13 protein-coding genes are annotated in these 13,576 nt (G+C 69.9%); 5 read left to right on the forward strand and 8 right to left on the reverse strand.

Annotation, left to right across the window (positions count from 1 at the left end; all coding sequences use genetic code 11):
- Positions 1-41: 41 nt before the first annotated feature.
- The 4 genes from ACWGH4_RS18785 to ACWGH4_RS18800 form a co-directional block, all read right to left on the reverse strand.
- Positions 42-1,166 carry a GuaB3 family IMP dehydrogenase-related protein gene (locus ACWGH4_RS18785; RefSeq protein ID WP_453461960.1) on the reverse strand — a complete coding sequence of 375 codons (1,125 nt, stop codon included), beginning with the start codon at positions 1,164-1,166 and terminating at the stop codon, positions 42-44.
- 110 nt (positions 1,167-1,276) lie between these two features.
- On the reverse strand, positions 1,277-2,776 hold the full coding sequence (gene guaB, locus ACWGH4_RS18790; RefSeq protein WP_441263730.1) for an IMP dehydrogenase: 1,500 nt from the start codon (positions 2,774-2,776) through the stop codon (positions 1,277-1,279).
- Positions 2,777-2,959: 183 nt separating this feature from the next.
- On the reverse strand, positions 2,960-3,547 hold the full coding sequence (locus tag ACWGH4_RS18795) for a sigma-70 family RNA polymerase sigma factor (protein WP_159688461.1): 588 nt from the start codon (positions 3,545-3,547) through the stop codon (positions 2,960-2,962).
- Positions 3,548-3,768: 221 nt separating this feature from the next.
- Positions 3,769-4,380 carry a response regulator transcription factor gene (locus ACWGH4_RS18800; RefSeq protein WP_003948568.1) on the reverse strand — a complete coding sequence of 204 codons (612 nt, stop codon included), beginning with the start codon at positions 4,378-4,380 and terminating at the stop codon, positions 3,769-3,771.
- 516 nt (positions 4,381-4,896) lie between these two features.
- On the opposite strand from ACWGH4_RS18800, the gene ACWGH4_RS18805 reads away from it, so the two are divergent.
- The gene (locus tag ACWGH4_RS18805; protein ID WP_189466813.1) at positions 4,897-5,220 is read left to right on the forward strand and encodes a WhiB family transcriptional regulator; all 324 of its coding nucleotides are present in this window, start codon (positions 4,897-4,899) and stop codon (positions 5,218-5,220) included.
- A gap of 195 nt (positions 5,221-5,415) precedes the next feature.
- Here ACWGH4_RS18805 and ACWGH4_RS18810 read toward each other — a convergent pair whose 3' ends face one another.
- Positions 5,416-6,312 (reverse strand): LysR family transcriptional regulator, encoded by an 897-nt coding sequence (locus ACWGH4_RS18810; RefSeq protein WP_453461965.1) that lies wholly within the window; start codon positions 6,310-6,312, stop codon positions 5,416-5,418.
- A gap of 81 nt (positions 6,313-6,393) precedes the next feature.
- Between ACWGH4_RS18810 and ACWGH4_RS18815 the strand changes: the two genes are divergently transcribed.
- The 3 genes from ACWGH4_RS18815 to ACWGH4_RS18825 all read left to right on the forward strand — a co-directional run bounded on the left by ACWGH4_RS18815 (position 6,394) and on the right by ACWGH4_RS18825 (position 8,798).
- Positions 6,394-7,098 carry an MOSC domain-containing protein gene (locus ACWGH4_RS18815; protein ID WP_453461968.1) on the forward strand — a complete coding sequence of 235 codons (705 nt, stop codon included), beginning with the start codon at positions 6,394-6,396 and terminating at the stop codon, positions 7,096-7,098.
- 155 nt (positions 7,099-7,253) lie between these two features.
- Positions 7,254-8,027 (forward strand): SDR family NAD(P)-dependent oxidoreductase, encoded by a 774-nt coding sequence (locus tag ACWGH4_RS18820; RefSeq protein ID WP_453461970.1) that lies wholly within the window; start codon positions 7,254-7,256, stop codon positions 8,025-8,027.
- A 78-nt stretch (positions 8,028-8,105) separates the two neighbouring features.
- Positions 8,106-8,798, forward strand: a complete 693-nt coding sequence (locus ACWGH4_RS18825; protein ID WP_453461972.1) for an ester cyclase — start codon at positions 8,106-8,108, stop codon at positions 8,796-8,798.
- 86 nt (positions 8,799-8,884) lie between these two features.
- On the opposite strand, the gene groL is transcribed toward ACWGH4_RS18825, so the two are convergent.
- The 3 genes from groL to ACWGH4_RS18840 all read right to left on the reverse strand — a co-directional run bounded on the left by groL (position 8,885) and on the right by ACWGH4_RS18840 (position 12,197).
- Positions 8,885-10,513 carry a chaperonin GroEL gene (gene groL, locus ACWGH4_RS18830; protein WP_005313388.1) on the reverse strand — a complete coding sequence of 543 codons (1,629 nt, stop codon included), beginning with the start codon at positions 10,511-10,513 and terminating at the stop codon, positions 8,885-8,887.
- Between the two features lie 146 nt (positions 10,514-10,659).
- The gene (groES, locus tag ACWGH4_RS18835; RefSeq protein ID WP_005313390.1) at positions 10,660-10,968 is read right to left on the reverse strand and encodes a co-chaperone GroES; all 309 of its coding nucleotides are present in this window, start codon (positions 10,966-10,968) and stop codon (positions 10,660-10,662) included.
- 266 nt (positions 10,969-11,234) lie between these two features.
- Positions 11,235-12,197 carry a polysaccharide deacetylase family protein gene (locus ACWGH4_RS18840; RefSeq protein WP_453461975.1) on the reverse strand — a complete coding sequence of 321 codons (963 nt, stop codon included), beginning with the start codon at positions 12,195-12,197 and terminating at the stop codon, positions 11,235-11,237.
- Positions 12,198-12,287: 90 nt separating this feature from the next.
- Between ACWGH4_RS18840 and ACWGH4_RS18845 the strand changes: the two genes are divergently transcribed.
- Positions 12,288-13,466 (forward strand): class I SAM-dependent methyltransferase, encoded by a 1,179-nt coding sequence (locus ACWGH4_RS18845; protein WP_453461978.1) that lies wholly within the window; start codon positions 12,288-12,290, stop codon positions 13,464-13,466.
- Positions 13,467-13,576 lie beyond the last annotated feature (110 nt).

The raw sequence follows: 13,576 nt of genomic DNA on the forward strand, positions 1-13,576 counted from the left end.
GCACCTCGGTGCCGGGCCCTTCCCATGTGTGGAGCAGCAGGTCAGCGGCGGTGCTGCGAGTCCGCCACCGTCACCTCGACACGCTGGAACTCCTTGAGCTCGCTGTAGCCCGTCGTGGCCATCGCCCTGCGCAGCGCGCCGAAGAAGTTCATCGAACCGTCGGGGGTGTGCGAGGGACCGGTGAGGACCTCCTCGGTGGTGCCCACGATGCCGAGGTCCACCAGCTTGCCGCGCGGCACGTCCTCGTGGACGGCCTCCATGCCCCAGTGACGGCCCTTGCCCGGCGCGTCGGTCGCGCGGGCCAGCGGGGAGCCGATCATCACGGCGTCGGCACCGCAGGCGATCGCCTTCGGCAGGTCGCCGGACCAGCCGACGCCGCCGTCCGCGATGACGTGGACGTACCGGCCGCCCGACTCGTCCATGTAGTCACGGCGGGCCGCGGCGACGTCCGCGACGGCGGTCGCCATCGGCACCTGGATGCCCAGCACGTTACGGGTGGTGTGCGCGGCGCCGCCGCCGAAGCCGACGAGGACGCCCGCCGCGCCGGTACGCATGAGGTGCAGCGCGGCCGTGTACGTGGCGCAGCCGCCGACGATGACCGGCACGTCGAGCTCGTAGATGAACTGCTTGAGGTTCAGCGGCTCAGCGGCGCCGGAGACGTGCTCGGCGGAGACCGTCGTCCCGCGGATGACGAAGATGTCGACGCCCGCGTCCACCACGGCCTTCGAGAACTGCGCGGTCCGCTGGGGGGAGAGCGCGGCGGCGGTCACGACCCCGGAGTCGCGCACCTCCTTGATGCGCTGGCCGATCAGCTCCTCCCTGATGGGGGCGGAGTAGATCTCCTGGAGCCGGCGGGTGGCGCCGGCCTCGTCCATCTCGGCGATCTCGTCGAGCAGCGGCTGCGGGTCGTCGTAGCGGGTCCACAGGCCCTCGAGGTTCAGAACACCCAGGCCGCCCATCTCGCCGATGCGGATGGCGGTCTGCGGGGAGACCACGGAGTCCATCGGAGCGGCAAGGAAGGGCAGGTCGAAGCGGTAGGCGTCGATCTGCCAGGCGATCGAGACCTCCTTCGGGTCCCGCGTGCGCCGGCTCGGAACGACGGCGATGTCATCGAACGCGTACGCCCGGCGGCCGCGCTTGCCGCGCCCGATCTCGATCTCAGTCACGTGTGTGGCCTTTCCTTCTGCATCTGCGCCTGGGCCCTACCAGTATCCCCGACGCACACATGAAGAGCGGCCCCGGCAACCCCCGGGACCGCCCTCTGTCATGTGCGGGACTACTTCCTGCTGTAGTTCGGCGCCTCGACCGTCATCTGGATGTCGTGCGGGTGGCTCTCCTTGAGCCCCGCCGAGGTGATCCGCACGAACCGGCCCTTGGTCTCCATCTCGTCGACGGAGGCCGCTCCGACGTAGCCCATGGTCTGACGCAGACCACCGACCAGCTGGTGCAGCACGGCCGCGAGCGGACCGCGGTAGGGCACCTGGCCCTCGATGCCCTCGGGGACGAGCTTGTCGTCGGAGGCCACCTCTGCCTGGAAGTAGCGGTCCTTGGAGTACGACCGGCCCTGACCGCGGGACTGCATCGCCCCGAGCGAGCCCATGCCCCGGTACGACTTGAACTGCTTGCCGTTGATGAAGAGCAGCTCACCGGGAGACTCCTCGCAGCCCGCGAGAAGGCTGCCCAGCATCACCGTGTCGGCACCTGCGGCGAGCGCCTTGCCGATGTCTCCCGAATACTGCAGGCCGCCGTCGCCGATCACCGGGACGCCCGCGGCGCGGCAGGCCAGCGCCGCCTCGTAGATCGCGGTGACCTGCGGGACGCCGATGCCGGCGACCACGCGGGTGGTGCAGATGGAACCGGGTCCGACGCCGACCTTGACGCCGTCCACACCCGCGTCGATCAGGGCCTGGGCGCCGTCGCGCGTCGCCACGTTGCCGCCGATGACGTCGACGCCGACGCTCGACTTGATCTTCGCCATCCAGTTGAGGGCGTTGCTGTTGTGTCCGTGCGAGGTGTCGACGATCAGGAAGTCGACGCCCGCACCGGCCAGCGCCTGCGCCCGCTCCAGCGCCTCCGGGCTCGCACCGACGGCCGCGCCGACGAGCAGACGGCCCTCGGCGTCCTTCGCGGCGTTCGGGTACTGCTCGGCCTTGACGAAGTCCTTGACCGTGATGAGGCCCTTGAGGATGCCGGCGTCGTCGACCAGCGGAAGCTTCTCGATCTTGTGGCGGCGCAGCAGCTCCATGGCGTCGACGCCCGAGATGCCGACCTTGCCCGTGACCAGCGGCATCGGGGTCATGACCTCGCGCACCTGGCGCGTGCGGACCGTCTCGAAGGCCATGTCACGGTTGGTGACGATACCGAGCAGCTTGCCCGCGGCGTCGGTCACCGGCACACCGCTGATCCGGAACTTGGCGCACAGGGCGTCGGCCTCGGCGAGCGTGGCGTCCGGGTGCACCGTGATCGGGTCGGTCACCATCCCGGACTCGGAACGCTTCACCAGGTCGACCTGGTTCACCTGGTCCTCGATGGACAGATTGCGGTGCAGCACGCCCACCCCGCCCTGGCGCGCCATCGCGATCGCCATGCGGGACTCGGTGACCTTGTCCATCGCCGCCGAGAGCAGCGGGATGTTCACCCGGACGTTCCTGGAGACACGGGACGAGGTGTCGACTGCGTTAGGAAGCACTTCCGACGCACCAGGCAGCAGAAGCACATCGTCGTAGGTCAGCCCGAGTGTCGCGAATTTCTCGGGCACTCCGTCGACGTTGGTCATGACACCTTCCCCAAATGGCCTTGATCGGTGCGGATGTCCATGCTAACGGCCCGAGCAGCCGTCTCATTCCACGATCAAGATCGTCCAGCAGCTTTGTACGTTCACACCACAGTCATACGCACACATACGCAGACGACAGGCGGACGGTTCACGCTCAGCCGCGCGCGATCTCCGACGGACGGCTCACTGCTCCGCCAGCGCGCGCAGCCTGCTGAGCGCGCGGTGCTGGGCGACCCGGACCGCGCCCGGGGACATCCCCAGCATCTGCCCGGTCTCCTCCGCGGTCAGCCCGACGGCGACCCGCAGCACCAGCAGCTCCCGCTGGTTCTCCGGAAGATTGGCGAGCAGCCTCTTGGCCCACTCGGCGTCGTCGCTGAGCAGCGCCCGCTCCTCGGGGCCGAGCGAGTCGTCGGGGCGCTCCGGCATCTCGTCGGACGGCACGGCCGTCGAGCCCGGGTGGCGCATCGCGGCCCGCTGAAGATCGGCGACCTTGTGGGAGGCGATGGCGAAGACGAAGGCCTCGAAGGGCCGTCCGGTGTCCTTGTAGCGCGGCAGCGCCATCAGCACCGCGACGCACACTTCCTGCGCCAGGTCCTCCACGAAGTGACGAGCGTCACCGGGCAGCCTGCTGAGGCGCGAGCGGCAGAACCGCAGCGCGAGGGGGTGGACGTGCGCCAGCAGGTCGTGCGTCGCCTGCTCGTCGCCGTCGACGGCACGGTGCACGAGCGCACCGATGGCTCCTTGGCCGGTCGCCGCCTCGTCGTCACGCATCGGTCCATGGTGCCCTGGCCCGCGGCCGTCCGTGGCACTGCGTCCTGTGTTGTGCACCGAAGCGTTATGAGCAGGTGCGCCGGAACTCATCCCTCGCGCCCTCCCCTCCCGCTCGACCGACTCGTCCCCGAGGAACTCCACACCTCAAGGATGCGGCATCGCGCGGGAAACGGATGCCCTCGGGCATCCGTAACCCCCGCACCGTCCCATTCGTACGGTCCTCAGCGGACCAGGCCCCAGCGGAATCCGAGGGCGACCGCGTGTGCCCGGTCGGAGGCGCCGAGCTTCTTGAACAGCCGCCTGGCGTGCGTCTTCACCGTGTCCTCCGAGAGGAAGAGCTCACGCCCGATCTCCGCGTTGGACCGGCCGTGGCTCATTCCTTCGAGGACCTGGATCTCACGCGCGGTGAGCGTGGGAGCGGCCCCCATCTCGGCCGAACGGAGCCGGCGCGGGGCGAGCCGCCACGTCGGGTCGGCGAGCGCCTGGGTGACGGTCGCACGCAGTTCGGCGCGCGAGGCGTCCTTGTGGAGATAGCCGCGGGCGCCGGCGGCGACCGCGAGCGCGACGCCGTCGAGGTCCTCGGCCACGGTCAGCATGATGATCCGGGCGCCGGGGTCTGCCGAGAGCAGCCGGCGCACGGTCTCCACGCCGCCCAGACCGGGCATGCGTACGTCCATAAGAATCAGGTCCGAACGATCGGCACCCCAGCGGCGGAGGACTTCCTCGCCGTTGGCCGCGGTCGTCACGCGCTCGACGCCGGGCACGGTCGCGACCGCGCGGCGAAGCGCCTCTCGGGCAAGCGGGGAGTCGTCGCAGACGAGGACGGATGTCATGGCCGCCCTCCGCAGCTGATGCGCGTCACCTTGAGCCTCCAGGCTGGATACGTTTCTTCACCTGTGCGGTTGAACGCACTCGGACATGTGCCCGAGAGCTTGTTCTTTCAACCGCCTCCGCCCTCTCAACGACGGTCACTCGAAAGAGTTACGGGTCGTACGCAGCACTTCGGCACGCTCCGTGAGCGGGTGATCCGGCGGGCGTGAGCACCGGTTCTGCGGGCGGACGGCAGGGCCGGCGGGCCCGACACGGGGCGACACGGAGGTTTCACGGATCGCGGGCGGAGCACTCGTCCTCATCGGATGAGGGCCCTGCCCCATTCAGCGGCTTTTCTTCCCTTTTTCCGGTGTCTATGGCTAGATTCGCAATGAGTCATATTTACATCTACTTACACAGCAGATGTACGGTCGTTGGCACGGTGCTGGTGCCGGATCCGGCGCACGTCCGGTCGGCGTCCCGCCCGTTTCCGACCTGGTCCTGTATCCACCCAGCACGGTTTCAAGGGGACATGCGCCATGGCAGATTTCTCTCGCCTTCCCGGACCCAACGCCGATCTGTGGGACTGGCAGCTCCTCGCGGCATGCCGTGGGGTCGACAGCTCGCTCTTCTTCCATCCGGAAGGTGAGCGCGGCGCGGCGCGAAGCGCGCGCGAGAACTCGGCGAAGGAGGTCTGCATGCGGTGCCCCGTACGCGCCGAGTGCGCGGCGCACGCACTGGCCGTGCGCGAGCCCTACGGTGTCTGGGGCGGGCTGACCGAGGACGAGCGCGAGGAGCTCATGGGACGGGCACGCCACCGGCTGATCCCCGCCACGAGCGCGGGGGGTGCGGTGCACGGCTGACGAGAGCGCCACGCACACGAACCGAAGAAACGTTCCTGCACTTTGCCTGCCCCCTGCCGGCAATCCGGCCCCGTGCACAGGCAGTTGTTCCGGCGTCCCGGCCCCCGATCTCCCGAGCGGGGGCCGACGGCCGTCCCGCAGGACGCACACCCCGAATCCGACGATGGCCGCCGACGCCGTGGAGCCGCTGACACGTCAGCGGGACGCCGCGAGGGTGAGCTGGGACAACGTCGCCGAGACGGCCGGGACATGGGCCAGGTCGGGCAGCGTCAGGGCGACGATCTCACGGTGGACCGACGGCTCGACCGTCACCAGCCTGGCCCCCTTGGGCCGCACCGACTCCAGCGCCAGTTCGGGAAGTACGGCCACACCGAGCCCCGCGCCCACCAGCCCGATCACCGCCGGGTAGTCGTCGGTGGCGAAGTCGATGCGCGGCGTGAAGCCCGCACTCTCGCAGACCTCCACCAGTTGCCGCCGGCAGCGCGGGCAGCCCGCGATCCACGACTCCTCCGCGAGGTCGCCGATGGCCACCTTGCCCGCGTCGGCGAGGCGGTGCCCGTCGGGCACCAGACCCACGAGCCGGTCGACGAGCAGCGGCCGGACGACGAGGTCGGCCCACTCCGACTCGGCCCCCGCCGTGTCGTAACGGAAGGCGAGCGCCACGTCGCAGTCACCGTCGCGGAGCATCTCCACCGAGCGCGGCGGCTCCGCGTCGACGAGCGAGACCCGGGTGCCGGGATGGGCCGCGCGCAGGGCGGCGAGGGCCGTGGGCACGAGCGTGGAACTACCGCTCGGGAACGAGACGAGACGGACCCGGCCGGCCCGGAGCCCGGCGATCGCCGCCACTTCCTCCTCCGCCGCGGTGAGCCCGGCGAGAATGCCGGAGGCATGGCGTACGAGCGCTTCTCCGGCCTGGGTCAGGCGCATCTCGCGGCCGGTACGGATCAGCAGCGGCGTCCCGGCCGAGCTTTCGAGCGCCTTCATCTGCTGACTGACCGCGGGCTGGGTGCATCCCAGTTCGCGGGCGGCCGCGGAGAACGAGCCGGTGGTGGCGACGGCACGCAGGACACGGAGGTGGCGGGCTTCGATCACCCATCAAGCATAAGGGACGCTTGGGGGAACGGACGATTAACCGTTGGTTACTTTGAGGCGGTGTCGGTTAGCGTGCAAGACATGAAGCTTCTGACCGTGAACGTGGGCCGCCCCAAGACGGCCGATTACACCGATGCACCCGGCGGCATGACCGGAATCGACAAGCGCCCGGTGGAAGGGCCCGTCCGGGTGACGGATCCGGGCCCCAAGGGGCAGGGCGGCAGCGGTCTCTCGGGGGACGCGGTCTGCGACCTGCGCCACCACGGCGGGAGCGACCAGGCCGTGTACGCCTTCGCCCGTGAGGATCTCGACGCCTGGGAAGGCGAGTTGGGGCGTCCGCTTTCCAACGGCACGTTCGGCGAGAACCTCACCACCATCGGCGTCGATGTCACCGGGGCCAGGATCGGTGAGCGGTGGCGCATCGGCGATGCGGTGGTGCTCGAGGTCACCTCTGGCCGCGTCCCGTGCCGCACCTTCGCCGGCCGGCTCGGCGAGAAGGGCTGGGTCAGGCGTTTCACACAGAGCGGGGTGTCCGGCGCGTACCTGCGGGTCATCGAGCCCGGCGAGATCCGCGCCGGCGACCCGGTGGAGGTGGTGCACCGGCCGGAGCACGAGGTGACCGTGGAGATGGCGTTCCGGGCGGAGACCACCGAGCGCCACCTGCTGCCCCTGGTCCTCGAGGCAGGTGACGCCCTGCACAGTGAACTGCTGAGGAACGCCCGCGCGTACGTCGCGAAATACGGCACGGCGGCCGGCCCCGGACTGGTCCCCGGCCCCGCCGCATAGGCGAGGGGCCCGGCGGGACTCGCGGCGCGGGCGCCGGAAGGCGGAACGGGCCCGGGACTTCGGGGCAGTTCGCGCCCCCGGGCGGGCCGCGGAGGGGCACCGGTCAGGGAAGGCGCCCGCGCCGCACCACCACGTCGGGCATTAACGTGCCGCCTATGACGACTGCACTGATCACGGGAGCGACCGCGGGCATCGGCGCCGCCTTCGCACGGCGGCTCGCGGCCGATGGGCACAACCTGGTGCTCGTGGCCCGGGACACCGAACGGCTGCAGGAACAGGCCACCGAACTGCACGACCGGCACGGCATCGAGGCGGAGGTACTGACGGCCGACCTGTCGCGGGAAGACGGGATCGGCGCGGTCGAGGAGCGCCTTGCGGACCACAAACACCCTGTCGATCTGCTGGTCAACAACGCGGGTTTCGGGAACAAGGGCCGGTTCCTCGAGGTCTCCATGGCCGACGAGCTGACCATGCTGAAGGTGCACTGCGAGGCGGTGCTGCGGCTGACCGCGGCCGCGGCGGGACCGATGCGCGAACGCGGCCGGGGCGGCGTGGTGAACGTGGCGTCGGTCGCCGCCTTCGTGCCCCGTGGCACCTACGGCGCGTCCAAGGCATGGGTCGTGCAGTTCACCCAGGGCGCCGCCAGGGACCTCGCCGGATCGGGGGTGCGGCTGATGGCGCTGTGCCCGGGATTCGTACGGACCGAGTTCCACCAGCGGGCCGGCATGGGCACGGACAACATCCCCGGCTGGATGTGGCTGGACGCCGACAAGCTGGTGGCGTCGGCGCTCTCGGACCTGGCCAAGGGGAAGTCCCTCTCCATCCCCGACCCCCGCTACAAGGCGCTGATGGGCGTCGTGAAGCTGACGCCGCGCGGCCTGCTGGGCGGGCTCACGTCGAAGACGGGCCGTAAGTACGGGCCGCAGTAGCCGCTCACGACACGACTGTGACCTGCGTCACTAAGATGGACATATCCCATCGGGGGCCGCAGCGGCTCGGGAGGCGCCATGAAATTCATGCAGATCATCGACTACAAGACCGCCAGGTTCGACGACGTGAACGCGCTCATGGACAGGTGGGTCGAGCAGACACAGGGCAAGCGGACCACCGGCCACGCCGTCACGGGGAAGGACCGCAGCGACAGCAGCCACTACGTCGACATCGTCGAGTTCCCCTCGTACGAGGAGGCGATGAAGAACTCGCACCTTCCGGAGACGGACAAGATGTTCCAGGAGATGGTGGCCCTCTGCGACGGCATGCCCTCGTTCACCGACCTGGACGTGGTCCGTGAGGAACAGCTGAACGCGGCGACGGCCCGCCGCTTCTTCCACGAGATCGCGGCCGGCGGCAATCTGGACGCCATCGGCGAGGTCTTCGCCGACGACTACATCGACCACGACGTCGCCAACGAGGAGGACACCGAGGTCGGCAAGCAGGTCATACGCCGGGACCTCGGCATGTGGCGCGACGCCTTCGACTTCACCTTCGAGCTCGACCGGCAGGTCACCCAAGGGGACGACGTCGTGACGCTGTGGACCTGGAGCGGCAGGCACAAGGCGGAGTTCCGGGGCATCCCGGCGACGGGAGAGCAGTGCACCATCACCGGCACGACGATCTTCCGGTTCGAGGACGGGAAGATCAAGGAAGGCTGGTGGCACATGGACCTGATGCGGCTGATGCGCCAGCTCGGCGCCCTGTAGGCCGCGCCTGCCAGGAGACGTTCCGACGGGGAAGGCCCCCGCCCTCGCGCGATGCGGGGACGGGGGCCTTCTCGGCGCTTGTCGCGTCAGTGGCTGTGGCCGTGGCCGTGGCCGTGACCCGCGTCGCCCTCGTCCTCGGCCGGCTTCTCGACGACCAGGGTCTCGGTCGTGAGCAGCAGGGAGGCGATGGAGGCGGCGTTCTCCAGAGCGGAGCGCGTGACCTTGACCGGGTCGATGACGCCGGCCTTGACCAGGTCGCCGTACTCGCCGGTCGCGGCGTTGAAGCCCTGACCCGCCTCGAGCTCGGCCACCTTGGCGGTGATGACGTAGCCCTCGAGGCCGGCGTTCTCGGCGATCCAGCGCAGCGGCTCGACGGCGGCGCGGCGGACGACGGCGACACCGGTGGCCTCGTCGCCCTCCTTGCCCAGGTTGCCCTCGAGCACCTTCACGGCGTGGACGAGCGCGGAGCCACCACCGGAGACGATGCCCTCCTCGACCGCGGCGCGGGTCGCGGAGATGGCGTCCTCGAGACGGTGCTTCTTCTCCTTGAGCTCCACCTCGGTGGCGGCGCCGACCTTGATCACGCACACGCCGCCGGCCAGCTTCGCGAGGCGCTCCTGGAGCTTCTCGCGGTCCCAGTCGGAGTCGGTGGACTCGATCTCGGCCTTGATCTGGTTGACGCGGCCCGCGACGTCCTCGCTCTTGCCGCCACCGTCGACGATCGTGGTGTCGTCCTTGGTGATCGTCACGCGGCGGGCGGTGCCCAGCACGTCCAGACCGGCCTGGTCCAGCTTGAGGCCGACCTCTTCGGCGATGACGGTGGCACCGGTGAGGGTGGCCATGTCGCCGAGCATCGCCTTGCGGCGGTCGCCGAAGCCGGGGGCCTTGACGGCCACCGCGTTGAAGGTGCCGCGGATCTTGTTCACGACGAGGGTGGAGAGCGCCTCGCCCTCGACATCCTCGGCGATGATCAGCAGCGGCTTGGAGCCACCGGCCTGGATGACCTTCTCCAGCAGCGGCAGCATGTCCTGGATGGAGGTGATCTTGCCCTGGTGGATCAGGATGTACGGGTCGTCGAGGACGGCCTCCATACGCTCCTGGTCGGTCACCATGTACGGGGACAGGTAGCCCTTGTCGAAGGCCATGCCCTCGGTGAAGTCGAGCTCCAGACCGAAGGTGTTGGACTCCTCGACGGTGATGACACCGTCCTTGCCGACCTTGTCCATCGCCTCGGCGATGAGCTCGCCGACCTGCTGGTCCTGCGCGGAGAGCGCGGCCACGGCGGCGATGTCGGCCTTGTCCTCGATCGGGCGGGCGGTCGCGAGGAGCTCCTCGGACACGGCCTTGACCGCGGCGTCGATGCCCTTCTTCAGGGCGGCCGGGGAGGCACCGGCGGCGACGTTGCGCAGACCCTCGCGGACCAGCGCCTGGGCCAGCACGGTGGCGGTGGTCGTACCGTCACCCGCGATGTCGTTGGTCTTGGTCGCCACCTCCTTCACCAGCTGGGCGCCCAGGTTCTCGTACGGGTCCTCGATCTCGACCTCGCGGGCGATGGTGACGCCGTCGTTGGTGATGGTGGGAGCGCCGAACTTCTTGTCGATGACGACGTTGCGGCCACGGGGGCCGATCGTCACCTTGACCGTGTCGGCAAGCTTGTTGACGCCGCGCTCGAGGGCGCGACGGGCGTCCTCGTCGAACTTCAGGATCTTCGCCATGGGAGCGGTTCAGCCCTCTCGGATTTCGTGTTCAAAGAACTGCGCCCCTCGCCGCCCGGCATCAGCGGGGTGGCCAGGGGCGCAGCTCGAGGCAGAACTGACGCGGAGTCCCAGGGGCCGATGACCCCTGAGCGCGCCCCTGCTTTCTACTTCTCGACGATCGCGAGCACGTCGCGGGCCGAGAGGACGAGGTACTCCTCGCCGCTGTACTTCACTTCGGTGCCGCCGTACTTGCTGTACAGCACGATGTCGCCGGTCTTCACGTCGAGCGGCAGGCGCTCGCCGTTCTCGAAGCGGCCCGGGCCCACGGCCAGGACGACGCCCTCCTGGGGCTTCTCCTTGGCGGTGTCCGGAATAACCAGGCCAGAGGCCGTGGTCTGCTCGGCGTCGAGCGGCTGGACCACAATGCGGTCCTCGAGCGGCTTGATGGCAACCTTGGAGCTGGCGGTCGTCACGATCCGACCTCCCCCTTCGGAGATCACGGGGTTAACTGATCTGAGGTGGCGACCAGGTGGATCCGTCGTCGCGGGTGCCGGACCTGCCCGTCGCTGTGTTGGCACTCTCACTTGGTGAGTGCCAGGGCCGAGACTATGACTGCGATTAGCACTCGGTCAAGCGGAGTGCCAATGCGAGACCGCGTGGCGTTCCGATTCGGACTCCGGCCCGGCCACGGTCCCGCCGTCCGGTCACGGCCTCCGGCCCCGCCCGACGGTCCCCGGTCTCAGACGTAGTCCTCCAGCCTGGCCACGGCGTACCCCTTCGCCGTCACCGTCCGCATGACCCGCCGGATCATGTCCGGCATGCTGCCCTCCCAGTCCTCCTCGCCACGGAAGTGCGTGAGGATGATGTCGCCCGGATGCAGGTCCCGGTCCCACTCCCGCCACTCCATGTGGTCGGGAAACGCCTCCGCGGCCCACAGCGGCACGGCCTCGACGCCACACTTCTTGGCGACGCGCAGGGTGTCCCTGTTGTAGTTCCCGTACGGGGGGCGCATGAGCCGGGGCCGGCTCCCGTAGCGCTTCTCCAGCTTGTCCTGCTGGCCGCAGATCTCACGCTTCTGCTCGGCGTACGAAAGGCCGGGCAGATACGGGTGGTTGAGCGTGTGGTTGTGCAGCGCCACCCCGCTGTCCCGCATCTTCTCGAAGTAGCCGTAGTCGTCGTTGATGACGTAGTCGCTGAGGAAGGCGCTGTAAGGGATCCGCAGGTCGGACATCATCCGCAGCAGTTCGGGGTCCTTCTCCGCGCCGTCGTCGATCGTCAGGAAGACGATCTTCTCCTTCGTCGGGACGGTGGTGAACACGGGCGGCAGCCCCTCTCCGTCCTCCACCTCGAATCCCTTGCGGGTGCTGATCCGAGGCTTGACGGCGGGTGGCGGTGGCGCCGCGAGCGGCGTCTGCTTCAGCCCCCACTTCTTCGCGGCGGCGGCGCGGGCCTTCTGGCTGAGCGCTGCCTTCTCCCGCTGCGCCGGACCACCGCCGGCGGCTTCGCGGGCCTTGCGGGCGTCCGGCTCCTGCGCCTGCGGCCCCTGCCGTGCTTCCTTCTCTGCGGCGGGCCGGGAGGGGCGGGGCGCCTCCGGCGGCCCCTCGGCCGCACAGCCGGAGCCGAGCGCGGCGACGACGAGCGAGACAAGGGCCGCGCGGGCCCGGTACGCTCCTAGTTTTCCCTTTTGTCGTACTAGCTGCATGGCGACGCATCCTGTCAGCGCGCCGCCCGCTCACCGGTCCGACACCGCCGCCACGAGCGCACCATCCCCCACCTGGACCACAATGGCCCGGTGAACGACCTCGATCCGCTCGCCGCCTTCACCGCACTGCGCACCGAGGAGGGCGAAGCGCTGCTGGCCTCGCTGGCCTCCTACGACCCCGCCCGTGAACTGGCCGTCGCGACCCGCCTGCGACGCGAGCACCCGGCGGCCCTGGTCTCCGCGGCGCTGGGACAGGCGCGGCTGCGGCAGCGGGCGGCGGCGAAGTTCGGCGATGAGGACGCCCGCCGGATGTTCTTCACCCCGAACGGCGTCGAGCAGTCCACCCGCCGCTCGGTCGCGCACCACCGGGCCGCGCGGTTCGCCGCGCTCGGCGTACGAAGCGTCGCCGACCTGTGCAGCGGCATCGGCGGCGACGCGATCGCCCTGGCCCGGGCGGGCATCCAGGTCCTGGCCGTCGACCGCGACCCGCTCACGGCGGAAGTCGCACGTGCGAACGCCGAAGCGCTGGGCCTGTCCGCTCTGATCGAGGTCCGCTGCGCGGACGTCACGGACATCGACACCTCCCCGTACGACGCGGTCTTCGCCGATCCGGCCCGCCGGGGCGGCCGTGGCCGCATCTTCGACCCGGAGGCGTACTCCCCGCCGCTGTCCTGGGCGATCGGCGCCGCCCGCACCCGCCCCCACGCGGCCCTGAAGGTCGCCCCGGGCATCCCCCACGAGGCGGTCCCCGAGGACGCCGAGGCGGAGTGGATCTCGGACGGCGGCGACGTCAAGGAGGCGGTGCTCTGGTTCGGCACGGCCCCGTCCACGGTCCGCGCCACCCTCCTCCCGGGCCCGCACACCCTCACCGGCCGCGGTCTGCCGAACCCGCCGGTGCGCCCGGTCGGCCGCTACCTGTACGAACCCGACGGGGCCGTGATCCGCGCCCACCTGGTCGCGGAGGTCGCGGAGGACGTGTCGGGCGGCCTTCTGGACGAGACGATCGCGTACATCACCTCGGACGAACCGCGCCCGGTCCCGTTTGCGACGGCGTACGAGATCACCGACCAACTCCCCTTCAACCTGAAGAAGTTGAAGGCGCTGCTCCGGGAGCGTGGGGTCGGCAACCTCACCGTGAAGAAGCGCGGCTCGGCGGTCGAACCGGAAGAGGTCCGCCGTAGGGTGAAGCCGCAAGGGCCGAACGCGGCGACGGTCTTCCTGACGCGGGTGGCGGGGGCGCCGGCGATGCTGATCGGCCGGCCGGTGTAGCGGACATCACATTCGCCTCTGCCTTTGCAAAGTCCTTGCTGTCAGCGGGCGTTGTTACCGTTCCAAGGACGCTCATCGACCGCGTGGAGGGGGAACCATGGTCGACAAGG

The organism is Streptomyces sp. NPDC054847 (assembly GCF_053610925.1).